This window comes from Halosimplex salinum, from assembly GCF_003730195.1.
Classification (GTDB): domain Archaea; phylum Halobacteriota; class Halobacteria; order Halobacteriales; family Haloarculaceae; genus Halosimplex; species Halosimplex salinum.
This window is the reverse complement of sequence record NZ_QWGG01000001.1, coordinates 89,526-112,371: the sequence shown is the minus strand read 5'-3', so window position 1 is coordinate 112,371 and position 22,846 is coordinate 89,526. Positions and strand designations below refer to the sequence as shown.

Here is a 22,846-nt window from a genome sequence, read left to right as displayed (position 1 = left end):
GACCGTACATTCCTCCGCTATCGCACTCAGACGCCCGGAGAGCACCGCTCGTCGCCACCGATGGCGTGGAACGTAACTATTTATAGTGTGCCGCAGTGTACTAGGAATATAATGCCCGAGTGTTCGAACTGCGGCGAGCGCATGAGCCACAACGACGAGACGACGAAGCTCACGGAGTACGTCTGCGCTCGCTGTCACAACACGGAGATCGTTCGAAAGCCCGCCTACCGCGTGACGGCCTCGAGCACGGCGGAGTCGGCCGCGGTCGCCGACGACGACTGAACGGTTCGACGGACTCGGTTCTCGCGTCTTTCTTCTGGTGAGCGGTCGCACCGATAGAACTGGCGTGTGCCCGGTTTCGGACGACAGCGCCGGCTGAGATCTGGACCGCTCAGCGATGCAGAACGGTGTGACGTGCTATCGCGGGTCCGTCGCCGACGGGGTCGACGGTCTCGGTCGGCCAGTCGCCCGTCCCGGTCAGCAGTTCGATCCCCTCGTCGGTGACGAGGTGGGTGTCCTCGCTCTTCGCGCCCTGGACGGTCGGGTTCCAGGCGTAGGCCATCGGCAGGTGGACGGGGTCCTCGCCGTCGGGGTTCCCGAACCACTCCCGGCCGGCGTACCCGGCGGCACCGCCCTGGTGGTGGTTGCGCCACTCGCCCTCGTAGCCGACCGCGGCGTAGGCGTCCTGGATCGACTCGAACACGTCGCCGGCGGTCCCGCCCTCGCGGCCGACCGACTGCGTGGCGGCGAGCGCGCTCGCCTCGACGCGCGTGGCGGCCTCGGTCCGCTCGTCGAGCCACTCGGGCGCGTCGAACGCGATCGTTCGCGTGATACTCGCGTGCAGGCCGTCGCGGACCGCCGTCACCGAGACCAGCGCGTAGTCGCCGAGTTCGGCGTCGCGAGTCGTGTAGTGGCGATACTTGCTGGCGCGCTCGCCGCTCCCGACGAGGACGACCGGCGAGTCGATGCCGCGAGCGAACAGGCGGTCACGCAGCCGCCCGCCCACCTCGCGTTCGCGGTCGTCCGCGCTCGCCTCGCGGACGACGCTCTCGACGACCTCGGCGGCGTCGGCGCCGAGCGAGCGGTAGCGCTCGACGTCGGCGTCGGTCATCGGCTGGCGGAGCGGCGTCGCGTCGACCGATTCGAGGCCCGGCACGTCGAAGTCCGCGGCCGCGGGTTTCGGGCTGTGAGCGGCGACGGCGTCGGCGAGACCGCCGTCGTACCAGTCGATCGATTCGACGGTCACCGCGTCCGAGAGCTCCTCGTCGGCGAGGCGCGGCGCTTCGATGTTGTTCGTGACGACGGTGACGCCGTCGCCGTCGTAGCCGGCGGCGGCGACGCCGACGCCAGCGCTCCGGTCGACGACGTTGTTCCCGCCGGTCAGCCAGGTGAACGAGGGCGGTCGGGCGAACCAGACGGCCTCGAGGTCGCGGTCGGTCAGCAGTGCGTCGAGCCGTTCGGTGACGGCTTCGCTGTGGTCCATGCGGGGTACTGCTCGGCAGCGGCAAGTAAAAGCATCGCGTGTCGCCGGAGGCGTGTCAGTAGATCGGAGGGTGCGCTGCTCACTCCGTCTGGTAGCGTTCGAACAGGCCGGAGAGCTGCTCAGCGCGCATCGTGAGCATCTTCGCGTTGACGTACATCTCGGAGAGCGCGAGGTTCTGCTCCTCGGCGATGGCGGCGACCTGTTCCGCCTCCTCGACGTTCTCCTTGCTGGTCTCGGCGGCGTCGTCCGCGATCGAGGCGACTTCCTCGGAGCTGGTTGCCTGGTCGTCGGTCGCGTTGCTGATCTCCGTGACGCCGGTGGAGGTCTGCTGGACGTGTTCGAGGATGGACTCCAGCGCGTCGAGCCCCTCGCCGACGCCCGACTTCCCCTCGTCGATGGTCGTCTGCATCTCCTCGATCTCGTCGACGGTCTCGTCGGTCTGCTCCTGGATCTCGCCGATGAGGTCCTCGATCTCGTTGGTCGCGTCCTTGGTCTCCTCGGCGAGGCTCTTGACCTCGTCGGCGACGACGCCGAAACCGTTGTTGTCCGCGCCCGTGGACGCGTGGGCGGCCTCGATGGAGGCGTTGAGCGCGAGGATGTTGGTCTGCTCGGCGATGTCGTCGATGAGGTCGACGATCTGGCCCACCTCGTTCATCTGGTCGTCGAGTTCGGTGACCGTCTCGACCACGTGGGCGATCTGGTCCTGTGCGTCGTCCATCGTGTCGCGTGCCGACCGACCGGCCTCGATCCCCTCGACGGTGCGTCGCTCGGTCTGGTCGGCCATCTCGGCGACCTCGTCGGAGGAGGCGGCGATCTCCTCGATCGTCGCCGACATCTCGGACATCTCCTCGGAGATGCCGCTGATCTGCTGGTGTTGCTCGTGGAACACGTCCGCGATCCGCTGGATTCGCTCGGCGACCCGCTCGCTGGAGTCGGTGACCGCCTGCGTCGCGGTCGTCACCTGCTCGGAGGAGCCGACGACCTCGTCTGAGAAGCCTGCGGCCGCCTCGAACGTCCGCTCGAAGGCGGCCGCCATCTCGTTGAACTCCGTCGCCAGCGCCGCGAGTGTCTCCGGCCGGTCTTCGGCGTCGAGTCGCTGCGTGAGGTCGCCGTCGCCGAACGCGTCGAGCGCCATCCCGACCGTCTGGACGTCGCTGTCGTACTCCGCGAGAGTCGGCTCCTCGGCCGTCTGGACGCCGCCGTCGGTCGTCGCGACCTGCGGACTCGTGGGGTGACCCTCGAGTTCGGCCCGGAGGTCGGTCAGCTCCGTCTTCGCGTCGTCGAGCCGCGACCGGAGGTCGTCGCGCTCGCGCTCGACCTCGGCCAACCGGGTTTCGAGTCCACGGCGCTCGCAGACGCGTTCGTCCAGCGCCCGCACGACCGAGACGTACGCGTACCCCGCTCCCGCCGCGGCTCCGAGCAATCCGAGTCCGCCGAGGAGCGGCCACAGTCCGGGCACGACGAGGAGCACCACCACCTGGTAGACCGCGTGGGCGAACTGGACGCCCAGCGCGGCCCCAATCCGTCGCTTGAGGGTCGATCGCATGTATTAGCGGTACCGTGAACTTTCATATAGTGTCTTCTGCCGCGGTACAAATTCTGAGAATGACGACGGGTCCCCCCACACGCGTTCGCGCCGGCGAGTATTCGTCCACACCCGATACCCTTAAGTCGATGTACTGATTCGTACATCACACTACGGAACAGTCCATCGGTGACACACATGGAAGCATACATCGAATCAGTCACGGACGGGGAGCATCTGACGCTGGAGGAGGCCCGCGAGGCGGCGACGGCCGTCTTCGAGGGGGCCACGGAGGCACAGATCGGCGCGCTGCTGGCGGGGCTGCGCGCGAAAGGAGAGACGGAGGCGGAGATCGCCGGGTTCGCGCAGGGGATGCGCGAGGCCGCCCGGACCATCGACCCGGACCGGGCACCGCTGGTCGACACCTGCGGGACCGGCGGGGACGACTACAGCACGATCAACGTCTCGACGACGAGCGCCATCGTCGCCGCGGGCGCCGGCGTCCCGATCGCCAAGCACGGCAACTACTCCGTCTCCTCCTCGTCGGGGAGTTCGGACGTGCTGGAAGAGATCGGACTCGACATGGACACCCACCCCGATGCCGTGGAGGCGACCATCGAGGAGGCCGGCATCGGCTACATGCACGCGCCGGCGTTCCACCCGGCGATGAAGGCTGTCATCGGCCCGCGCCGCGAACTCGGCATGCGGACCATCTTCAACGTGCTCGGCCCGCTGACCAACCCCGCGGGCGCCGACGCGCAGGTCATGGGCGTCTTCGACGCCGACCTCGTCGGCCTGATCGGCCGCGCGGTCGCGGAGATGCCGGTCGACCACGCGCTGATCGTCCACGGCTCCGGCATGGACGAGATCACCGTCCACGACGAGACCGCGGTAGCCGAAGTCGAGGACGGTGACGTGACGGAGTACACGATCACCCCGGAGGACCTCGGACTGGAGACCCACCCCATCGAGGCCGTCGCGGGCGGCACACCGGCGGAGAACGCAGCAGACCTGCAGGGCATCGTCGACGGGAGCGTTACCGGCGCGAAGCGGGACATCATCCTCGCCAACGCCGGCGCGGCGGTGTACGTCGCCGGACAGGCGGACTCGCTGGAGGGCGGCGTCGCGGCGGCCGCCGACGCCATCGACTCCGGCGACGCCGTCGCGAAACTGGACAGCCTCCGCGACGTCAGCGACCGGGTCGCCGCCGACGGGGGCCGATGAGCGACGTGCCCGGACCGGACCACGGACTGTCGGCGACGCGCGTCAAAGTCTGCGGGGTCACCCGAGCGACCGACCGCGACGCGGTCGTCGCCGCCGGCGCCGACGCGGTGGGCGTCATCAGCGACGTTCCCGTCGACACGCCCCGCGAGGTGAGCGAGGCGACCGCCGCCGACCTCCTCGCCGGCGTCCCACCGCTGGTCACCAGCGTCCTCGTGACGATGCCCGAGAGCGTGGACGAAGCCGTAACGCTGGTCGACGCCCTCCGGCCGGACGCCGTCCAGGTCCACGGCGGACTCTCACCCAGCGAACTGGCCGCGTTCGGCCGCCGAGTGCGTCAGGATCTGATCGCCGCCGTCGACGCCGACGCCGACGACGTCGCCGACTACGCCGACGCGGCCGACGCCCTGCTCGTCGACTCCGTCGACGCCGATGGCGGCGGCGGCACCGGCGAGACCCACGACTGGGAGCGCACCCGCGAACTCGTCGCAGACGTGGACGTACCGGTGATCCTCGCGGGCGGACTCGCGCCCGACAACGTCGCCGAGGCCGTCGCGACCGTCCGGCCCTTCGGGGTGGACGTCGCGACCGGCGTCGAGCGGTTCGACGCGGACGGGGAGCGCGTCGGCGGCGAGAAGGACCACGACGCACTCGAGCGCTTCGTCGCGAACGCGACGCGAGCGGAGGTGCCGGCGTGAGTTCCCCCGATCTGGACCTCTCGAAGGCGGAGTTCGTCGAACTGGCCGAGGCCGACGAGCCGGTCGTCGTGCGCGCGGCCGCCGACCTCGACACCGACCTCGAACCGCTCGAGGCATACGCCGCGCTGTCCGGGCGGACGACGGACATCGACGGCGCCGACTACACGTTCCTGCTGGAGAGCGCGGAGAAGGTCGCCTCCAGCGACCCGGACGGCGCGTTCTCGCCGACGACCGAGGACCGCCACGCCCGCTACTCCTTCGTCGGCTACGACCCGAAGGGCGTCGTCACCGTCGACGCCGACGACGCGACCGTCGAGACGTTCGACGACCGCTACGACACGTTCTTCGAGTTGAACGGCGGCGATACGCTCGACCAGGTCCGCGGGTCGATGCCCGACGTGGAGCGCCGCGGGTTCCCCGACATGGACCGCGAGCACTTCGAGGGCGGCCTCGTCGGCTTCCTCTCCTACGACGCCGTCTACGACCTCTGGCTCGACGAGGTGGGCCTCGACCACCCCGACTCGCGGTTCCCCGACGCCCAGTTCGTCCTCACGACGAGCACGCTCGTCTTCGACGAGGTCGAGGAGACCGTCTCGCTCGTCTGTACCCCGATCCTCGAGCCCGGCGACGACGCCGCCGCCCGCTACGAGGAACTGGAGGCGGAGGTCGAGCGCGTGGCCGACCTCCTCTCGGGCGCGAGCGACCTGGAGACCGGCGGGTTCGTCCGTCACCGCGAGGACGCCGGCCCCCAGGACGAGTACGAGGACGCCGTCGAGAAAGCCAAGGAACACGTCCTCGCCGGCGACATCTACCAGGGCGTCATCTCCCGGACGCGGGAGCTGTACGGCGACGTCGACCCGCTGGGGCTGTACGAGTCGTTGCGCTCGATCAACCCCTCGCCGTACATGTACGTCCTCGACTACGACGGGCTGAGCATCGTCGGCGCCAGCCCGGAGACGCTCGTCGCCGTCCGCGGCGACCGGGTGCTCTCGAACCCCATCGCCGGCACCTGCCAGCGCGGGACGAGCCCCGTCGAGGACCGCCGACTCGCCGGCGAGATGCTCGCCGACGGGAAGGAGCGCGCCGAGCACACGATGCTCGTCGACCTCGCCCGGAACGACGTGCGCCGCGTCGCCGAACCCGGCTCCGTCCGCGTCGAGGAGTTCATGAGCGTCCTGAAGTACAGCCACGTCCAGCACATCGAGTCCACGGTGACGGGCACGCTCGCCGACGACCAGGACGCCTTCGACGCGACCCGCGCCTCGTTCCCCGCGGGCACGCTCTCCGGCGCGCCGAAGATCAGGGCCATGGAGATCATCGACGACCTCGAACGGTCGCCGCGAGGCCCCTACGGCGGCGGCGTCGGCTACTTCACGTGGACCGGCGACGCCGAGTTCGCCATCGTGATCCGGTCGGCGACAGTGGAGGAGGCAGGGGACGAAGAGCGGGTGACGGTCCGCGCCGGCGCCGGCATCGTCGCCGACAGCGACCCCGCCAGCGAGTACGAGGAGACCGAACAGAAGATGGGCGGCGTCCTCGACGCGCTCGAAGCCATCGAGGAGGACGCCGGTGACGACTCCGACCCCGCCGCCGTCTCCGCCGAGGAGGTGTCCCGATGAGCGCCCGCGGCCGCGAGCGGGCCGACGAGAGCGACCGGAAACAGGTCCTGTTCGTCGACAACTTCGACTCGTTCACCTACAACCTCGTCGAGTACGTCAGCGAGCACGCCGACACCGAGGTCGTCCGCAACACCGCCTCACTCGATGGCGTACGCGCCGCCGACCCGGACGCCATCGTCGTCAGCCCCGGCCCCGGCCACCCGAAGAACGACCGCGACGTGGGCGTCACGACCGACGTGCTCACCGAGGTCAGCCCCGACGTGCCGACCCTCGGCGTCTGTCTCGGCCTCGAAGCCGCCGTCTACGCCTACGGCGGCGAGGTCGGACGGGCGCCCGAACCGATCCACGGCAAGGCCTTCCCCATCGACCACGACGCCGAGGGCGTCTTCGCCGGCCTCGACCAGGGGATCCGCGGCGGCCGCTACCACTCGCTCGTCGCCACCGAAGTCCCCGACTGCTTCGAGGTGACGGCGACGACCGAAACCGAGGGCGAGGACGGCGAGACCGTCGAACTCGTGATGGGGATCCGTCACCGCGAGCACCCCATCGAGGCCGTCCAGTTCCACCCCGAATCGGTGTTGACCGCCGTGGGCCACGACGTGATCCGCAACTTCCTCGACGGCGTCTGAGAGTTCGCGGACGCCCCTCCGTATCGGTTCTGTCGAACCCCTCCGCGGGAGACAGGTCTCAGCAGTCGTTCTGAATACGGGGTGCACACCAGCCGAGTCAGACACGCTGGACGAGAACAAATTACTTGTTTGACATTGCAGGCCGAAGACTTGCCGAGCCTCGGTTCCAAGCAACTACGCCCCACCGCCGGGACGTCGTCTCGAGAGGGCGACACCGGAGGCCCCACGACGCGAACTCGAAACAAGGTTGCACTAAAGACAGTGGTTCAGTCGTTGCTCCGTCAGGCCGGAGAGCTCTCGTCGGTCTCCCCGGAGCTACTCGTCGTCTTCGCGATTATCGTCGGCGCGGTCGTTTTCTTCATCACCCAGCCGCTCCCGCTCGATATCACCGCGTTGCTCGTTATCGTCGTCCTCGTCGTTCTGGAACCGTGGACGACGATCTCTCCCGAGGACGGCATCGCCGGCTTCTCGAGCCCGGCCACGATCACGGTGTTGATGATGTTCATTCTCAGTGAGGGGATTCGTCGCACGGGAGGCGTCCAACTGCTCGGTGAGAGGCTCGCTGCTTTCGTGGGAGAGGACGACCGTCGGCAGCTCGGAGCGGTCGTGGGAATCTCCGGGCTCTCGGCCGGCTTCATCAACAACACGCCGGTCGTGGCGATCATGATTCCGGTCGTGAACGATCTCGCTGCCCGGACGAATACGTCACCGTCGCGGCTTCTCATCCCGCTCTCGTTCGCGTCCATGCTGGGTGGGATGCTCACGCTGATCGGTACCTCGACGAACCTCCTCGCGAGCGCGATCGTCGCGCGACCGAAATACCTGGGTCGCCCGTTCTCCATGTTCGAGTTTACGGCGCTCGGCGCGCTGGTGCTCGCAACTGGATCGCTCTACCTGCTCTTCGTCTCCCCGTATCTGCTCCCCGAACGGATCGCGTCCAGTGAAGAGTTCACCGACGAGTACGAGATAGGACCCTATCTCACCGAGGTCGTCGTCCCCGAGAGTTCGCCGCTGGTCGACCAGACGGTTCAAGAGGCCCTCGGCGCAGTGGCTCCCGAGCTCGAACTGGTGACCCTGTATCGAGACGACGACGTCTTCGGAGCGCCCGTCGACGAGAAGGCGCTCCGACCGAACGACGTGCTCCTGGTGCGAACCGACCGGGAGGCTGTCGTCGCGGTAGCCGACGTAGAGGGACTCGAACTGGCCCCCCAGATGGAGAGACGCGACCGGGACCTCGAGGCGTCGAGCGTGGCGCAACCCGGAGCAGATAGCACTCCCCTTCCGGCGAGCGACTCACTCGCGGCGCGGCCGACGCCACAAGTGCTCGCCGAGGTGATCATCGCCCCGGACGGCAACTTCGTCGGCGAGACGCTCGAAGACGCGAACTTCCGGCGCCGATACGAAGGGACGGTGCTCGCGATGCGTCGTGGCCCGGAGATCCGTCACACGCGGATGGACCAGCAACCGCTCCAGGGCGGGGATATCCTGCTCGTCCAGGCGAGTCGCGAGGGGCTCGAACGCCTCGGTCACGATCGGAACGTCATCGTCGCCAACGATTTCACGCGACCGACCTACCGGCGGGCGAAACTTCCGCTCGCGCTCGGCATAATCGTCGGCGTGGTCGGGGTCGCTGCCCTCGGGATCCTTCCGATCCTCATCAGCGCTATCGCGGGTGCCATCGCCATGGTCGCGACAGGTGTCCTCACCCAGGAGGAAGCCTACAACGCCGTCGACTGGAGCGTCATCTTCCTGCTCGCGGGTCTCATTCCGCTGGGGATGGCGATGGAGGAGACGGGAGCGGCGGCGTTCCTGGCAGGGAGCGTGATCGGCCTCGTCGCAGACCTCCACATCGTGGTCGTTCTCGGACTCGCCTATCTGTTCACCGCGCTGCTGACGGAGGTGCTCTCGAACAACGCCAGCGTCGTGTTGATGATCCCGGTGGCGTTCGACATCGCCGTTCGGCTCGGTGCGGACCCCTACGCGTTCGTACTGGCAGTCGTGTTCGCGTGCAGCACGCCGTTGCTCTCACCGGTCGGGTATCAGACGAACCTGATGGTCTACGGCCCTGGCGGCTACGAGTTCACCGACTTCGCACGAGTCGGTGCACCGCTGCAACTGCTGCTGACCGTCGTGACGACACTCGGCATCGTCGTGATCTGGGGCGTGTAGCGTGAGCGCACTCGATGCCTCGAAGCGGTAGTCTGCGCGAATGCATCGGCCGAGCACGACAGCACGTTCGACGAAGCGGAGGAGACGTGACTTCGGGAGAATCTATCCTGGCTCGCGCGACGAAACGCGCCACCGTCAGAACCCGCTCTGACGGCCCTCGGAACCGCAAGCGATTCCGCCGTCGTCCTCCAGGCGCGCTTCTGGATCGACAGCCACGACCGCGAGGAGTTCTCCGTCGCCCGCTCGACGTACATCCAGCGGGTCAGCGAGCGCTGTCGCGCGGCGGGCGTCGACCTCAGCACGACCACGAACCACGCGCTCTCCGGCGAAGTCGCCGTCGAGGACCGCTCTCCTGCGGACCCGCCCTGATATCGCAACGCCTACCGAGTCCAGCGGATCTCGCGAGCCGAGAATGGAAACGCGTCCGTCGGGGTAGTCCCGGCGGTCGGACGTCGACCGTCAGAGGATGCCGAGGCTGAACCCGAGCACGCTCAGGATGTACAGCGTGCCGACGACGATGATCCCGATGACCACGAGTCGCCAGGCCATCGACAGCAGGAAGCGACCGATCAGGATGATGGCCGCCAGCAGCACGAGCACGCCGAGAATCCCGACCGGCTGGGTCAGAAACTCGAACTGGAGCGCCAGCGCGTTGAGCATACCCGTTAAACTCCCGCCCGGCACCATAAGCTTCCGGGGACGGCTGACGGTCGTCTGACGGACGAGAGCCGCGCTCGACGGTCGATCCCCTCGTCAGCCCTCGTCGGCGGGTTCCGGGGTCAGCGCACCGGATTCGACCATCGCTTCGAGGGGGTTGTCGTCGATCCGCAGGGGCAGGTCGACGCGACCGCGCCGACGAGCGGACTCCCACGCGGCGAAGATCACTTCGGTCACCGCGAGCGCCCGCCGGGCGGAGAACTCCGGTTCGACCCCGTCGCGCAGGCAGTCGACCACGTGGTCGATCGCCGGCGGGACCGCCGCCGCGTGCTCGACGTCCTCGACCAGCGTCTCCCAGTCGCCGCCGTCCCGCCGGACGCGGACATTTTCGTTGCCCCACGGCGTGATCTCGATGACTCCCTCCGTGCCGTGGAGGCGGTGGCGCACGCCCTCACCGACGCCGTCGCTCCCGAAGCCGGTCATCGCGACGCCCTGCACTCCGCTGTCGTAGGCCCACTGGACGATCCCCTGGTTCTCGTTGTGCGCGCCGTACTTGACGTACTCCTCGCGGTAGTCGATCTGGCCGATGACCCACTCGACCGGCGACTCCCCGGCGTACATGTGCGCGAGGTCGATGTGGTGGGTGCCGTTGTCCAGCAGAGTGCTCGTCCCGACCTCGATCCGTTCGAGGTCGCCGATACGCCCCTCTTCCAGCGCGAGTTTCGGCTCGCGCCACACCGGCGAGAAGCGCCGCTGGTGGTTGAACGTGAGCTGGATATCACGGCGATTCGCCTCCTGTGCCATCAGCCGCGCGTCGCCCCACGTCGTCGCCATCGGCTTCTCGCAGTGGATCGCGTCGGGGACGCCGCTCGCGATGCAGTCGAGCACGATGTCAGCGTGGGTCGGCACCGGCGTCGAGATAGAGACGATGTCCGGGTCGACGGCGTCGAGCATCCGCTCGTAGTCTTCGAAGACGCCGTCGGCGTCGATGCCGAACTCCGTGGCGAACGCGTCGACGTTCTCGCGGACGATGTCCGCGGCGGCGACGATCTCGCAGTCCTCGCGCTCGCGGTACCCCTCGGCGTGGCGGTACGCCATCGCCGCGCTCTCGCCCCACACCGGGTTCTCCGGTTCGGGCCCGGTCCCGATAAACGCGATATCGTATGCCATACCCACCGCGTTACAGCGACGGGACTAAAGTCCACGCCTCCCGGAACGCCAGTCCGATTCAGTGCAAGCGGGGAGTGTTCGGATCCGACGAGCAGTCGGCTAGCCCCGGTGGCGCGTGCTGTCGTCTCGGAATCGCTTGCGATTCCGAGGGCCGTCAGAGCTTCGCTCTGACGTTGGCGCGCTTTCATGCGCGCGACGAAGCCGCGCGAGGGATGAGCGACCGTAGGGAGCGAATCCGTTGGGGAGGCGTGAGGCCGTCTGCGGCGCGTTCGCGGTGCGGTCTTCCTGGTGGACTGAAAGGGCGAGGCGCGCTCGCGTTCAGTTTAGTCGTCTGAGCGGCCGCTATCCGCGCGAGTGCGGCGCAGTGCTGTTGTCCGAGCGCGGATATGCCGGTCAGCGACCGCGAGCGGGCCGAGGGCTTTCAACGTCTGCTGTATACTGCGGTCGAAACGACTGCTAGCGAGCGGGCCGAGAGCGTCCGAGACCTAGCACGGACTGCATCGACTCCTCCCACCGGCGAGTCGCTCCCCAACCCGTGGACTGAAACCCCGTCCGAGCGACCCACCGGTATGGTACGCACCGCGATCAACCTCTACTCGGTCCGCAACCTCGACCTGCCGATGGCGGAGATCCTCGAACGCTGCGCCGACGCCGGCTACGACGGCGTCCAGTTCTCCGGCGAGTTCGGCGAACTCTCGCCCGACGAGATCGCCGCGAAACTGGACGAACTCGGACTCGACGTGACCGACGCGCACGTCGACCTCGACGCGATGGAAGCCGACGCCGCGAGCGTCGTCGAGACCCACGGGACTATCGGGTCGAGCGGCGCGGTCGTCCCGTGGCTCGGGGCCGAGCACTTCGAGACCCGCGAGGCCGCCGAGGAGACGGCCGCTCGCCTCGAGAACGTCGCCGCGAACCTCGCCGACCACGACTTCGCGCTCCACTACCACAACCACGACCACGAGTTCGTCCCCTTCGACGACACCAACGGCTACGAAGTGTTCGCCGAGTCGTGTAGCCTCCTCCTCGAACCCGACGTGGGCTGGATCGAGACCGCCGGGCACGACCCCGTCGACATCCTCGAACGCTACGGCGACCGCGTCGAGATCGTCCACATGAAGGACATGGACGACGGCGACTTCTGCGAGATCGGCGACGGCGACGTGGACATGCAGGCCTGTGCCGACACGGCCCGCGATATCGACGCCGAATGGCTCGTCTACGAACACGACCAGCCCGAAGACCCCGCCGCATCCATCGACCACGGCGCCGACTTCCTCGCCGACCTCTGAGGCGGACGGCCCCGCGGATTTACTCGACCTCGCGTTCCAGTTGCGGATCCGCGGCCGTCGATTCCGGCTCAGACTCAGACCCCGATTCCGACCCGGAATCGGGCTTCGACTCGGACGCCGACTCCGACTCAGACCCCGGCTTCGACGCACCCTCCCCGTAGGCGAGTTCGGCGTCGGTCATCGATTCGGTCTCGAGCAGTCGCTCGACGCGTCGCTCGAACTCCGCGTCGTCTATCTCGCCGTCGGCGTACCGCCGGCGCAGGTCGGCGAGCGGGTCGGGCCGCTCGTCGGCGTCGTCCGACTTGGGTTCCGGCTCTGCTTCGGCGGTGCGCTCCTCGTACCACCCCGCGAGCGTGCCGGCGAGGGGGAGGACGACCGCGAATCCGATCACGAACACCATCCAGAAGTTCGACCACCCGGCCAGCAGGAGCGTGATGCCGAGCGCGAGCGTCCCCCAGACGATGACCGAACCGACGGCCGAGGACAGGTCCTCCTCCGCCGAGTCGCCGCTCCCCTCCGAGTCGCCGCCGGCTTCGAAGGTCGCGTGGCCCAGTTGCGTGCCCGAGAGCGTCGCGTCGGTCAGGTCCGAACCGACGAGCGTCGCGTGCTCGAGGTCCGCACCGCTCAGGTCGGCGCCGGAGAGATCGGCGTCGCTGAGGTCTGCGTACCTGAGGTCTGCACCGCCCAGGTCCGCATCCGAGAGGTCCGCACGGCTGAAGTCCACGTATCTGAGGGTCGCGCCGCTGAAGTCCGAACCGGAGAGGTCCCGCCCACTGAGATCCTCACCCTGCTGTGGCATCGCGCTGAAAGTACGCGACTGCACCCTAAAAAAGCCGGTCACGAGACAGGTCGCCGCGGTTCCGGGCCCGCCGCTTCACCGGCCACAGCGGGTCGAGACGGCCGCGTTCGCGAGGGTGCCTCCCGTCGAGCGCGGACGACCAACTGTTAAGGAGGCCCTTGCCAATGCGAAGACATGGATACGTCGCTCGTTCGCCGGTGCCTCGTCGGTGCCGTCGTCTTGTCGCTGCTCGCAACTACGTTCGGCGCGAGCGTCGCCGCCGGTCTCTCCGATTCCGGGGCTCCGACACCGGAGTCCAGCGCAGTCGCGACCGGCGACGGCTTCGCCGCGGACACGGTCGGCCCGTCGGCGCCCGCGGCCGAGACCAGGACGACGGTCACGGAGTCGGGCGGGTCGGCCTTCTCCGTCGGGACCGACGACGTCTTCGACAACGCGTCGTCGAACATCACCGCCACGCAGGAGTTCCGGCTGACGCCGAACGACCGCGGCCGGATCACCGTCGTCCAGCGCTATCGGGTTCCCGAACGCGTCGCGGCCCTGAAACCCCAGCTACCGGCCGAGGTGAGCGTCACCGGGACGACGGGGTTCTCGCAGGCCGACGGGCAGACCTACGAGTGGGACGGGAACACGACGGACCCGCAGATCACCTTCGTGATGGACGTCAACGAGACGCGCGATCTCACCGGGCCGGAGGGCGCACGCGGGCGATACCTGTTCGTCGACGCGGGCGACTGGGCGCTGTTCCGCCAGCCCTCGATCGCGACGAGCTGGTCCTATCAGGGCGGGGAACCGGTCGGCATCACCCGTGAATCGACGACCGCCGGCCCGGGGTACGTCGGCGACTGGATGGTGTACATGGGCGAAGTCGAGACCCACGAACGGACGGCACACGGACAGCGATTCCAGTTGATCGTGCCCGACCGCGCGTCGCTGGCGGAGTCGCCCGACGACATCCTCGACACGATGGCGACGGCCGCGGACCAGTTGCGGGTGGGCGACCGCGACGACGAGGTGTACGCCTTCGCGGCGCCGACGACGACGGTCGAGTGGGGTGTCCGCGGACTCCAGTACGGCGACTCGGACATGTGGGTCCGCGACGCCGAGGCGCTCGCGACCGCCGAGAACACGTGGCTCCACGAGTACGTCCACACGCGACAGGACTACGACACGGACGCGTCGGCGAAGTGGACGACCGAAGCGTTCGCCACCTACTACGCCGCCCACCTCGCGATGGAACAGGGCCACGCGAACTACGACGGCTTCCGGGACGTGATCCGGCAGGGGACGGTCCGGCCCCAGTCCGATGCCGTCCTCACCGAACCGTCGTCGTGGGCCAACGCCGCCAACTACCTGAAGGGGAGTCTCGTCGCCGCCGACACCGACCGGCGGATCCGCCTCGCGACGGACCAGTCGCGCTCGCTCCAGGCCGTCTTCTCGGCGATGAACGCCCACCAGGGACCGGTGAACCACCGGACCGTCTTCGAGTCGGTCGGGACGGTCAGTTCCGCCGACGTCCGCCAGGCGGCCGTCACATACGCACGGACCGAGCGAACGCCCGACCTGTGGACGAAAGCCGCCCACGCCGAGGCGTTCGGGCCGACGCCCGCGCGCATCGAAGTCGGGTTCGCCGACGGCGCGGACAGGTTCGCCGTCGGCGGCCCCTACCGCAACGCGTCGGTCGAGGGGTCCGACCTGACGGTATTTACCGGCGAGACGCTCACGCTCACCGGCGCGGTCTCCAACACCGGCGGCGCCGCCAGCGAGTACGAGGCGCGGTTCGCCGTCGACGGCCGCGTCAGAGCGACCGAGACGGGGACGCTCCAGCCCGGCGACCGCGTCACGCACTCGTTCGAGCGGTCGTTCTCTGAGCCCGGCGAACACATCCTCGCCGTCGGAAGCGACGAGGTGACCGTCGAGGTGCACGACCCCGTGGCCGCGTCCGTAACTGGCCTCGCCGCGAACCGGACACAGCTCTCCGAGGCCGGCGCGGTCGCGTTCACGGCGACGATCAGCAACCCCACCGGCGTGCCTGCCCGCGGCAACGTCACCCTCCGCGGTCCGAACGGACCGATCATCGACCGACAGCCCGCGCTCGGGCCCGACGAGAACCGGACCGTCTCGGGCGTCGCCCGCCTCGAACGCGGCGAGTACGAGTTCAGCGTCGGTGATGCCGACACCCTCACCGTGACCGTCGGCGACGTGGGCGGGTCCGACGACGGCGACGGTGCGAGCCAGAACGGCGACGACGGCGCGGGCGGCGGGAGCAGCGGGTTCGGCCCCGGCTTCGGCCCCGTCGCGACGCTGGTCGGCCTCCTCGCGGGACTCGCACTTCTCGGCCGGCGCAGACAGGAGTAACGGACGCTACCGCTTCCCGCGCTTCGACGCCCTACTCGGCCGATTCGACCGCTTCGAGCAGCGTCAGCGTCCGGTCCACCAGCGCGTCCGGTTCGCGGGCCAGCAGGTAGACGAGCGGCCCCTCCCTGGCGCCGCGGTCGACGAGCGCCGCGGGCGTCCCGTCGACGGACTCGAAGGCCGTGTCGACGCCCCGTTCGACCGCGCTGGTTTCTGCGGGCTCCGCCGCCTCGCCGCTGTCGAACTCGCCGACCGGACGGTCGAGGTCGCCGAGCGCGCTCGCGACCGAGTCGTCGTAGCGGCAGTTCACCGCGAACCGGAGGCGAGGGTCGCGCTCGCGGGCGGCGAGGAGCAGGCGGGCGACGTTGGTCGAGGCGCCGAACCGGACGCCGCGACTCGGTCGGGCGCCGGAGAGCGTTCGGGTGATCCGGCCGTCGACGGCGGCGGTCTCACCGGGTCGCTCCGCGTAGGGAGTCGCGCCGGCGACGTTCGTTCCGACCTCCGGGACGAGCGGCGCGACGTTCAGGTCCACGAACGACTGGACGATCCCTTCGACCGCCTCCGTGGTGTCGTCCCGCGCGGCCCGGTCGCGCAGTTCGACGGCGTGGTGGACGGCGCCGGGCCCCTCGCCCACGTCGAGATTGTAGCGGACCGCGCGAGCGAGCAGGTCGACGCCGGCACCGACGGCCTCGTCGAGGTCGTCGCCGTGAGCGAGGCGGGCGGCGATAGCCGAGGAGAGCGCACACCCCGACCCGTGAGTCGCGTCCGTGTCGACGCGCGGGTGACGGAACGTCTCGACGCTGTCTGCGGTCACGAGCACGTCGACGACGGCGTCGCCGGGGACGTGCCCGCCCTTGACCAGCGCCGCGTCGGCGCCCATCTGGACGAGTCGCTCCCCGGCCTCGCGGGCTTCGGCCTCCCTCTCCGGCGTCACGTCGGTCAGGACGCCCGCCTCGTCGGCGTTGGGAGTGACGAGCGTCGACTCGGCGACGAGGTCCGCGTAAGCGGCCTCCGCTTCCTCGGCGAGCAGACGGTCGCCGGAGGCGGCGACCATCACGGGGTCGACCACGGTCGGCGCGGCCGTGTCGCGGACCTGGTCGGTGACGAGTTCGACCACCTCGGTCGTCGCGAGCATCCCCGTCTTCACCGCGGCCACGTCGAAGTCCGCGAGCACGGCCTCGCACTGGGCGTCGATCTCATCGGTCGGGAGGACGTGCGTGCTCTCGACGCCAGTCGTGTTCTGGGCGGTGACGCTCGTTATCGCGCTGGTGCCGAACGCGCCGCCGGCCTCGATGGTCTTCAGGTCGGCCTGGATGCCGGCGCCGCCGCCCGAGTCGCTCCCCGCGATGGTGAGGACGACCGGCGGTTCGACCGGCGCTTCCTGTCGTGTCATGTCCGGGTGTATCCCTGCCGACACCATAGGGGTGACGAGAGCCCCCAGCGGCACGTTCGGCGCAGGCACGTGGCAACTACACACTAACGCCTGCCGGCCCTCCGGTCTGTTATGGAACTCGAACTGTCCGACCTCCCGGAGTACCTGGAACGGTTCGACTACCCGGTCGACCGAGAGGAGCTGGCGGCGGCCTGCGAGGGCGACGTGGTAGAGCTGGCGGAGGGAGAGCGTAGCCTCGGTCAGGTGCTCGTCGACGCCGACCCCGATCGCTTCGAGTCGGCCGACGACGCTTACACCGCCGTCCAGAACGACCTTCCGCGCGAGGCCGTCGGCGAACCGTACCAGTCGGAAGGCGAGGGATGATCGCGGACTCGTAGACGGCCGCCAGTTACTACGCCGAGGCTGCGACCCAGCTACCGCGCGGAGGCTGCGACCCAGCTACCGCGCGTAGGCGGCAAACCAGCTACCGCGCGTAGGCGGCGAAGGGGTTGTCGTGCGTGATCTGCCGGACGGTCTCCTCGGTCAGTCCGGCCTCGCGCAGTCGCGGCAGGAACTCGTCGGTGAGATAGGTGTACGGTTTCTGCTCGCCGCCGTCAGGTTCCGAGGGGTCGTACCAGCCGCGGTCCTGACTCAGGAGGATACGGTCGGTGTAGCCCGCCTCGCAGAGCATCTCCACCCGGTCGACGTAGTCGGCGTCTGCCTGATCGTCGCCCCCGATCCAGTCGTACTCCACGAACGCGCCCCGCTCGGCGACCTCGCGGTGGTAGCGCTCGTCGTCGGCCTGGGCGTGGATCCAGACGAACCGGTCGGCGGCGTAGCCCGCGTCCTCGATCACGTCGAGCTGCTGGTGGACGACCTCGCCGTGGAGGGTGTGGCTCCCGATCAGCGCACCGGTCCGCTCGCCGGCGCGGGCCGCGGCTCTGAGTATCTTCGCCTCGTCGGGCGAGAGTCCGGTCGGGTCGTCGTCGTCCGTGCTGACCTTGATCCACGCGGCCCGGACGCCGGTGTCGCCGACGCCCTCCGTGAGGTCTTCGACCAGCCACTCGGTCAGTTCGTCCTCGCTGGACTCGCGAGCCCAGTCGGGGATCGACGGCTCCTGGTAGATCCCGGTCGGGACGACGATGGGAAAGTCCGTGGCCTCCGAGACGGCGAGGTCGAGGTCCACCCGGCGGCCGACGCCCTCGGGCGTGGCCTCGACGAGCGCCGTGACGCCGGACTCCCGAGCCCGCTCGATTTCGGGGGCCATCACGTCCACCACGTCCTCGGGGTCGGCGTCGCGCCAGTTCTCGGCCGCCATCGGCCCCAGATCGACGAAGACGTGTTCGTGCGGGAGAATCAGCCCCAGAGCCTCACGGTCGAGGGCGCCCTGCGTCGTGTGGAGTTTCATACCCGACGTGACGGAATCCAGCCCCCTAACCCCTCGCACACCGGAGAGCGTGACCTCGTCGGCCCGGGGGATCTAACGTCCTTATACTATATCGAGGATGAGTACCATACCCACGGCAAAGCTTAACTTGGTGAGCGTCTGGAGTCAAAGCGAACACTACGATGTCCGAGACGCAGCGTCGACCCGACTCCGCGGCGGAACAGTGTGGGACCTTCGAGACGATAGACGGCGATCTGGTGCTCTACGACCGGGAGAACGCCAACGCCTGGATCCAGACGAGCTACGCCATCGACTTCGAGGACGTACGCGCGACCGGACCGGCCGAGTGACGCTCGGGTGAGCGGCCGCTCTCTCCTTCAGCCGACCGTGATCAGCGTCACGCCGACGACCGCGAACGCCGCCGCGACCAGTCGGACGCGGAACGCGTCCTCCCCGAGGACGATCCCGCCCAGCAGGACGGCGACGACGGCCTGCGTGTTGATGACGGGCGAGGCGATACTCGCCGAGAGCGTCGAGAACGCGAGCATCACGAAGTGCTCGCCGACCGCGAGGAGGAGCCCGACCCCCGCGAACAGCCGGAGGTCGTCGGCAGTTCCCTCCGGCACGCGTCGGAGCGCGAGCGGCGCGAGTGCGAGCGGGACCGCCGTGAACAGGAGGAGGTTGAACGTCTCGGGCGGCACCTGTAGTTCCTGCGTCAGCACGCGTTTCCCCACGTCGACGACGCCGAAGACCGCCGCGCTCGCGAGCGCCAGCTGGGCGGGTCGCGACCGCGCGGCCTGGACGAACGGCTCGAACAGCTTCCCCGGTTCGTAGTTGGCGACGTAGACGGCGGCGGTGGCGACGACCACGCCGGCAATCTGGAGCGCCGAGAGCTGTTCCCGCAGGACGACCAGTTCGATGGGGAGCACGAAGACGGCCACGAGCTTGCTGATCGGTGCGACGTAGGACACGTCACCGACGGCGACGGCCCGGAACAGCGCCAGGAAGGCGACCAGCGAGCCCCCTACTGTGACGACGAACATCCCGATGCCGGGAGCGCCGAACCCCGCCGGCAGGTAGCCGCCGCCGTCGTTCGCCACGACCGCGATGGGCAGGTACCACAGCAGCGAGGCGGTGAACGTTATCGAGAGGTACACCGTCGACGGGTAGTCGCTGAAGTACCGTTTGATACAGAAGAAGTAGACCCCGAGGATCAGCGACGCGAGGCCTGCGTACACCAGTCCCGGTTCCGGTCCGAACACGGCGGAGGATTAGCCCGGCCGGACAAGAGCGTTCCCGTCCGTCCTCAGTCGTGATAGCACGGCGATACAACGGCTGTGCGCCGAAGGGACGCCCTACACCCAGGGGACGCCGACCGCGGAGAACAAGTCCAGCCCGAGCGGGCCGAGCACGGTGAACACGACGACGAGCGTGAGCCAGGCGACCACCGCGATGCCTATCGCGTCGACCCAGCCGCCCGAATAGGCGACGTTCAGGACGGCGATGTACGCGAGGAACGTCAGGATCGGCCCCAGCAGCGGGATGAACCCGAAGAACGTGCCGACGACCGCCCAGACGATCGCGCCGACGATCGCCGTCGTGACCGCCTTCTCGTAGCTCCCGCCGCCGCCGAACAGCGCCCCGCCGACGTAGATGCCGACGCCGCCGATCAGTACCCCGAGGAAGAACGTGACGAAACTCGCGATCAGTCCCATGCTCGAGGACAGGAAGGGGCAAGTGAAAAAGATGGGTCACCCGACGCGAGTCAGAACCACGGGAATCCGCCGTAGCGCAGGTACACCATGTCGAGGATGAGCAGCAACTGGAAGAACCCCTGCACGCCGCCGAGCATCGCGTTCTGCTTGCCGATGGCCGCGATGATCGAGGGGTCGGGGTCGGCGGACGTCATCTCCAGGTACATCCGCACCTCGCCGGGCATCAGGAAGCCGAAGCCCTGCACGGAGAGGATTGTGACGATCCCCAGCGCGATGGCGATGGTCGGGTCGGTCATCTGGAACTCGCCGATCGTCAGCGCGACCCACGCGAGCGACCCGACGGTCACGAGCGCGAACGGCACCTGCCAGCGCCAGTCGCGCCACCCGTCCAGTCGCCAGCCGATCAGCAGGAACACGGGGATCAGGTTGACGGCCGTGAAGATCGCGAGCCACGGCTCGGCGTGCGTGAACGTGCCGATGCGCTGGGCGAGCGTGATCCCGCCCGCGATGGTGACGAACGCGAGCGACGGGAGGAGGAACGAGGTCTTCGGCGTCAACCGGCTGAACACCGCGGCGCTCTCCTCGTCGTCGAGGCCGCCCACAACCGGCCCCAGCACCGTCCCGATGAAGATGTCGATGCCCGTCCACAGCACGCCCGCCATCACGTGGACGTACGTGTGTTGCTGGACCGATGCGACCGTCAGTGCGTAGCCGAGCGCGGCCAGCGGGAGCAGGACGACGGCGACCGCGAACGCCGGATTCGCCCGTCGACCGAGTCCACCCACCGTACCCCGGATCGTCGCTGTCGACATAGGGGCAACAAGACAGAATATCCACCAAAAATCTGTTCGTACCGGCGACGACGGCCGAGACTGTGGCGCGGTCGCACGGCGATCGGGTCGAGCGGCGGTCGCCGGTCGGCGGACCGGCCCGCACGACGGGTCGCTTTTCCCCGTCCGGACGTTACTGTGGGTATGAGCGACGCCGAGACAGCCGAGCGCATCGGGATCTACTCGGACTACGTCTGTCCGTTCTGCTACCTGGGTCGCCAGTCCCTCTCGCAGTACCAGGACGAGCGCGACGAGGACCTGGAGATCGACTGGCATCCCTTCGACCTGCGGTCGGGGAAGCGAAACCCGGACGGGTCGATCGACCACTCGGCCGACGACGGGAAAGACGAGGACTACTACGAGCAGGCACGGGAGAACGTCGAGCGCCTCCAGGCGGAGTACGGCGTCGAGATGTCGCTGGACCTCGCGACGGACGTGGACTCGCTCCCGGCGCAGGTCGCCGCCTACTACGTGAAAGAGACCGCCCCCTACGAGCGCTGGCTGGCGTTCGACTGGGCCGTCTTCGACGCGCTGTGGCAGGACGGGCGCGACATCGGCGACCCGGACGTCCTGGCCGACATCGCGAGCGACGCGGGCCTCGACCCCGAGGAGATCCACGCGGCCGTCGACGACGAGGAGTGGCGCTCGAAAGTCGAACAGCGGTTCGAGGAGGCACACCGGCAGGGCGTCACGGGCGTCCCGACGTTCACCTACGGCGAGTACGCGGCCCGCGGTGCCGTCCCGCCCGAGCACCTCCGGCGGCTGGTCGAGGGAAGCTGAACGGGACGACCGCTGTACGCCGTCCGCCCGCCGACGGGAGGACGAGACCGACGGACCCCGACCACACTACTTACTGTCGTCGCGTCCCACGAACACGTAATGTCCGTCAGGAAACACGCCTCCAAACACGACCGCATCGCCGACTTGCCGCTCGTCACCGAGTCGGCGACGGTCGTGGAGACGGAGGCCCTCGACCGCGACCGCTCCGCCGAGGTCCGCGAGGCGGTCGACCACTGGTTCGCGGAGGCGGGACTCGCGGACCGCTACGACACGGTCTCAGACTACGACGACTGGGGCGCGCTGGTCCGCGAACTCCGGGAGGACGGGTATCACCGGTTCGCCCGCCGCTGTAGCGCGCTCCGGGAGCGCTACGAGCGACCCCACCCGATGCTCACCCGGATCGAGTTCGAGCCGAAGCGTCGGTTCGAGTACCTCGCCGGCCAGTACGTCGGCCTGCGCTACCGCGGTAACTCGCGGGCCTACTCGCTGGCGAGCTCGCCCACCCGCGACACCGTCGAGATCTGCGTCCGTCGCGTCCCCGGTGGCGACATCTCGCCGCGCCTCTGTGCGGACCTCTCCGTCGGCGACAAAGTGACGCTCCGCGGGCCCCGCGGCGACCTCGTCCTCGACGACCCCTCGGAGCGGGACCTGGTCTTCCTCGCGACCGGGACCGGCGTCGCGCCGTTCAAGGGGATGATCGACTACGTCTTCGAGACCGGGCTGGACGAGGTCGGTGGCGAAAATCGGGACGTGTGGCTGTTCCTCGGCGCCGCGTGGGAGGACGACCTGCCCTACCGCGAGGCGTTCCGCGAGTACGCGGACGCACACGAGAACTTCCACTTCGTCCCCTGCCTGAGCCGCGAATCCTATCTCTCGAACTGGGCGGGTGAGACGGACTACGTCCAGCACGCGTTCGTCAAGCACGTCGACGAAGCGGCGGTCACCGCCCCGCTGGGTCGCGAACTGGAGCGGTGGCTCGACCAGTCGCCCGTGACGAGCGTCGACGCCCGCATCGACCCCGACAGCACGGAGGTGTACGCCTGCGGCATCAACGCGATGGTCCACAGCCTCGTCGACGCCGCCGAGTCCGTCGGCGTGCCCGACCGCTTCATCGAGGCCGAAGGCTTCGGGTAGCCGGGACCGAAAGA

The 22,846-nt window shown here is 68.9% G+C and carries 22 protein-coding genes; 12 read left to right on the top strand and 10 right to left on the bottom strand.

Annotated features, from left to right (window positions below; genetic code table 11):
- Positions 1 to 111: 111 nt before the first annotated feature.
- Positions 112 to 282: a hypothetical protein gene (locus tag D1409_RS24200; protein WP_164471510.1), complete on the top strand. Its 171-nt coding sequence runs from the start codon at positions 112 to 114 to the stop codon at positions 280 to 282.
- 109 nt (positions 283 to 391) lie between these two features.
- Here D1409_RS24200 and D1409_RS00560 read toward each other — a convergent pair whose 3' ends face one another.
- Together D1409_RS00560 and D1409_RS00555 are read right to left on the bottom strand one after the other, a co-directional pair.
- Entirely contained in the window at positions 392 to 1,483 is a 1,092-nt protein-coding gene (locus D1409_RS00560) for a M24 family metallopeptidase (RefSeq protein WP_123533007.1), read from the bottom strand.
- 79 nt (positions 1,484 to 1,562) lie between these two features.
- The gene (locus D1409_RS00555) at positions 1,563 to 3,029 is read right to left on the bottom strand and encodes a methyl-accepting chemotaxis protein (RefSeq protein ID WP_123533005.1); all 1,467 of its coding nucleotides are present in this window, start codon (positions 3,027 to 3,029) and stop codon (positions 1,563 to 1,565) included.
- Positions 3,030 to 3,206: 177 nt separating this feature from the next.
- On the opposite strand from D1409_RS00555, the gene trpD reads away from it, so the two are divergent.
- From trpD to D1409_RS00530, 5 genes are all read left to right on the top strand, one after another.
- Entirely contained in the window at positions 3,207 to 4,232 is a 1,026-nt protein-coding gene (gene trpD, locus D1409_RS00550; RefSeq protein ID WP_123533003.1) for an anthranilate phosphoribosyltransferase, read from the top strand.
- Positions 4,229 to 4,927 (top strand): phosphoribosylanthranilate isomerase, encoded by a 699-nt coding sequence (locus tag D1409_RS00545; RefSeq protein ID WP_123533001.1) that lies wholly within the window; start codon positions 4,229 to 4,231, stop codon positions 4,925 to 4,927. Before trpD ends, D1409_RS00545 begins: the two co-directional genes overlap by 4 nt.
- Positions 4,924 to 6,546 carry an anthranilate synthase component I gene (trpE, locus tag D1409_RS00540; RefSeq protein WP_206424946.1) on the top strand — a complete coding sequence of 541 codons (1,623 nt, stop codon included), beginning with the start codon at positions 4,924 to 4,926 and terminating at the stop codon, positions 6,544 to 6,546. Before D1409_RS00545 ends, trpE begins: the two co-directional genes overlap by 4 nt.
- The gene (trpG, locus tag D1409_RS00535) at positions 6,543 to 7,175 is read left to right on the top strand and encodes an anthranilate synthase component II (protein ID WP_123532999.1); all 633 of its coding nucleotides are present in this window, start codon (positions 6,543 to 6,545) and stop codon (positions 7,173 to 7,175) included. Before trpE ends, trpG begins: the two co-directional genes overlap by 4 nt.
- Before the next feature lie 261 nt (positions 7,176 to 7,436).
- Complete coding sequence (locus D1409_RS00530) at positions 7,437 to 9,344, top strand: SLC13 family permease (RefSeq protein ID WP_235853467.1); 1,908 nt, start codon at positions 7,437 to 7,439, stop codon at positions 9,342 to 9,344.
- A gap of 459 nt (positions 9,345 to 9,803) precedes the next feature.
- On the opposite strand, the gene D1409_RS00525 is transcribed toward D1409_RS00530, so the two are convergent.
- Both D1409_RS00525 and D1409_RS00520 read right to left on the bottom strand, forming a co-directional pair.
- On the bottom strand, positions 9,804 to 10,004 hold the full coding sequence (locus D1409_RS00525) for a hypothetical protein (RefSeq protein ID WP_123532995.1): 201 nt from the start codon (positions 10,002 to 10,004) through the stop codon (positions 9,804 to 9,806).
- 93 nt (positions 10,005 to 10,097) lie between these two features.
- A complete protein-coding gene (locus D1409_RS00520; RefSeq protein ID WP_123532994.1) occupies positions 10,098 to 11,171 on the bottom strand; it encodes a Gfo/Idh/MocA family protein in 1,074 nt (357 codons plus the stop codon).
- A 569-nt stretch (positions 11,172 to 11,740) separates the two neighbouring features.
- Here D1409_RS00520 and D1409_RS00515 point away from each other — a divergent pair.
- A complete protein-coding gene (locus D1409_RS00515; RefSeq protein WP_123532992.1) occupies positions 11,741 to 12,463 on the top strand; it encodes a sugar phosphate isomerase/epimerase family protein in 723 nt (240 codons plus the stop codon).
- Between the two features lie 19 nt (positions 12,464 to 12,482).
- Here D1409_RS00515 and D1409_RS25115 read toward each other — a convergent pair whose 3' ends face one another.
- Positions 12,483 to 13,262: a pentapeptide repeat-containing protein gene (locus D1409_RS25115; RefSeq protein WP_206424945.1), complete on the bottom strand. Its 780-nt coding sequence runs from the start codon at positions 13,260 to 13,262 to the stop codon at positions 12,483 to 12,485.
- Between the two features lie 174 nt (positions 13,263 to 13,436).
- Here D1409_RS25115 and D1409_RS00500 point away from each other — a divergent pair, with 174 nt between their 5' ends.
- On the top strand, positions 13,437 to 15,617 hold the full coding sequence (locus D1409_RS00500) for a PGF-CTERM sorting domain-containing protein (RefSeq protein WP_123532990.1): 2,181 nt from the start codon (positions 13,437 to 13,439) through the stop codon (positions 15,615 to 15,617).
- A 31-nt stretch (positions 15,618 to 15,648) separates the two neighbouring features.
- Here the strand turns inward: D1409_RS00500 and thiD are convergent, their stop codons facing one another.
- Positions 15,649 to 17,007 (bottom strand): bifunctional hydroxymethylpyrimidine kinase/phosphomethylpyrimidine kinase, encoded by a 1,359-nt coding sequence (thiD, locus tag D1409_RS00495; RefSeq protein WP_123532987.1) that lies wholly within the window; start codon positions 17,005 to 17,007, stop codon positions 15,649 to 15,651.
- 111 nt (positions 17,008 to 17,118) lie between these two features.
- Between thiD and D1409_RS00490 the strand changes: the two genes are divergently transcribed.
- The gene (locus D1409_RS00490; RefSeq protein ID WP_123532985.1) at positions 17,119 to 17,370 is read left to right on the top strand and encodes a DUF5789 family protein; all 252 of its coding nucleotides are present in this window, start codon (positions 17,119 to 17,121) and stop codon (positions 17,368 to 17,370) included.
- A gap of 100 nt (positions 17,371 to 17,470) precedes the next feature.
- Here the strand turns inward: D1409_RS00490 and D1409_RS00485 are convergent, their stop codons facing one another.
- Positions 17,471 to 18,394 (bottom strand): phosphotriesterase family protein, encoded by a 924-nt coding sequence (locus D1409_RS00485; RefSeq protein WP_123532983.1) that lies wholly within the window; start codon positions 18,392 to 18,394, stop codon positions 17,471 to 17,473.
- Between the two features lie 161 nt (positions 18,395 to 18,555).
- Between D1409_RS00485 and D1409_RS24195 the strand changes: the two genes are divergently transcribed.
- Entirely contained in the window at positions 18,556 to 18,723 is a 168-nt protein-coding gene (locus tag D1409_RS24195) for a DUF7331 family protein (RefSeq protein ID WP_164471520.1), read from the top strand.
- A 27-nt stretch (positions 18,724 to 18,750) separates the two neighbouring features.
- Here D1409_RS24195 and D1409_RS00480 read toward each other — a convergent pair whose 3' ends face one another.
- The 3 genes from D1409_RS00480 to D1409_RS00470 all read right to left on the bottom strand — a co-directional run bounded on the left by D1409_RS00480 (position 18,751) and on the right by D1409_RS00470 (position 20,900).
- Positions 18,751 to 19,635, bottom strand: coding sequence for an EamA family transporter (locus tag D1409_RS00480; RefSeq protein WP_123532980.1), 885 nt, complete (start codon positions 19,633 to 19,635; stop codon positions 18,751 to 18,753).
- A gap of 93 nt (positions 19,636 to 19,728) precedes the next feature.
- The gene (locus D1409_RS00475) at positions 19,729 to 20,088 is read right to left on the bottom strand and encodes a hypothetical protein (protein ID WP_206424944.1); all 360 of its coding nucleotides are present in this window, start codon (positions 20,086 to 20,088) and stop codon (positions 19,729 to 19,731) included.
- Positions 20,089 to 20,138: 50 nt separating this feature from the next.
- Complete coding sequence (locus tag D1409_RS00470; protein WP_123532978.1) at positions 20,139 to 20,900, bottom strand: hypothetical protein; 762 nt, start codon at positions 20,898 to 20,900, stop codon at positions 20,139 to 20,141.
- Between the two features lie 162 nt (positions 20,901 to 21,062).
- Here D1409_RS00470 and D1409_RS00465 point away from each other — a divergent pair, with 162 nt between their 5' ends.
- On the top strand, positions 21,063 to 21,698 hold the full coding sequence (locus D1409_RS00465) for a DsbA family oxidoreductase (protein WP_123532976.1): 636 nt from the start codon (positions 21,063 to 21,065) through the stop codon (positions 21,696 to 21,698).
- 99 nt (positions 21,699 to 21,797) lie between these two features.
- Positions 21,798 to 22,832: a ferredoxin--NADP reductase gene (locus D1409_RS00460; RefSeq protein ID WP_123532974.1), complete on the top strand. Its 1,035-nt coding sequence runs from the start codon at positions 21,798 to 21,800 to the stop codon at positions 22,830 to 22,832.
- Positions 22,833 to 22,846: the final 14 nt, after the last annotated feature.

Coding starts and splice junctions, on each gene's coding strand:
- D1409_RS24200 (WP_164471510.1), top strand. CDS start 112: ATGCCCGAGTGTTCGAACTGCGGCGAGCGCATGAGCCACAACGACGAG.
- D1409_RS00560 (WP_123533007.1), bottom strand. CDS start 1,483: ATGGACCACAGCGAAGCCGTCACCGAACGGCTCGACGCACTGCTGACC.
- D1409_RS00555 (WP_123533005.1), bottom strand. CDS start 3,029: ATGCGATCGACCCTCAAGCGACGGATTGGGGCCGCGCTGGGCGTCCAG.
- trpD (WP_123533003.1), top strand. CDS start 3,207: ATGGAAGCATACATCGAATCAGTCACGGACGGGGAGCATCTGACGCTG.
- D1409_RS00545 (WP_123533001.1), top strand. CDS start 4,229: ATGAGCGACGTGCCCGGACCGGACCACGGACTGTCGGCGACGCGCGTC.
- trpG (WP_123532999.1), top strand. CDS start 6,543: ATGAGCGCCCGCGGCCGCGAGCGGGCCGACGAGAGCGACCGGAAACAG.
- D1409_RS00525 (WP_123532995.1), bottom strand. CDS start 10,004: ATGCTCAACGCGCTGGCGCTCCAGTTCGAGTTTCTGACCCAGCCGGTC.
- D1409_RS00520 (WP_123532994.1), bottom strand. CDS start 11,171: ATGGCATACGATATCGCGTTTATCGGGACCGGGCCCGAACCGGAGAAC.
- D1409_RS00515 (WP_123532992.1), top strand. CDS start 11,741: ATGGTACGCACCGCGATCAACCTCTACTCGGTCCGCAACCTCGACCTG.
- D1409_RS25115 (WP_206424945.1), bottom strand. CDS start 13,262: ATGCCACAGCAGGGTGAGGATCTCAGTGGGCGGGACCTCTCCGGTTCG.
- D1409_RS00500 (WP_123532990.1), top strand. CDS start 13,437: ATGGATACGTCGCTCGTTCGCCGGTGCCTCGTCGGTGCCGTCGTCTTG.
- thiD (WP_123532987.1), bottom strand. CDS start 17,007: ATGACACGACAGGAAGCGCCGGTCGAACCGCCGGTCGTCCTCACCATC.
- D1409_RS00490 (WP_123532985.1), top strand. CDS start 17,119: ATGGAACTCGAACTGTCCGACCTCCCGGAGTACCTGGAACGGTTCGAC.
- D1409_RS00485 (WP_123532983.1), bottom strand. CDS start 18,394: ATGAAACTCCACACGACGCAGGGCGCCCTCGACCGTGAGGCTCTGGGG.
- D1409_RS24195 (WP_164471520.1), top strand. CDS start 18,556: ATGTCCGAGACGCAGCGTCGACCCGACTCCGCGGCGGAACAGTGTGGG.
- D1409_RS00475 (WP_206424944.1), bottom strand. CDS start 20,088: ATGGGACTGATCGCGAGTTTCGTCACGTTCTTCCTCGGGGTACTGATC.
- D1409_RS00470 (WP_123532978.1), bottom strand. CDS start 20,900: ATGTCGACAGCGACGATCCGGGGTACGGTGGGTGGACTCGGTCGACGG.
- D1409_RS00465 (WP_123532976.1), top strand. CDS start 21,063: ATGAGCGACGCCGAGACAGCCGAGCGCATCGGGATCTACTCGGACTAC.
- D1409_RS00460 (WP_123532974.1), top strand. CDS start 21,798: ATGTCCGTCAGGAAACACGCCTCCAAACACGACCGCATCGCCGACTTG.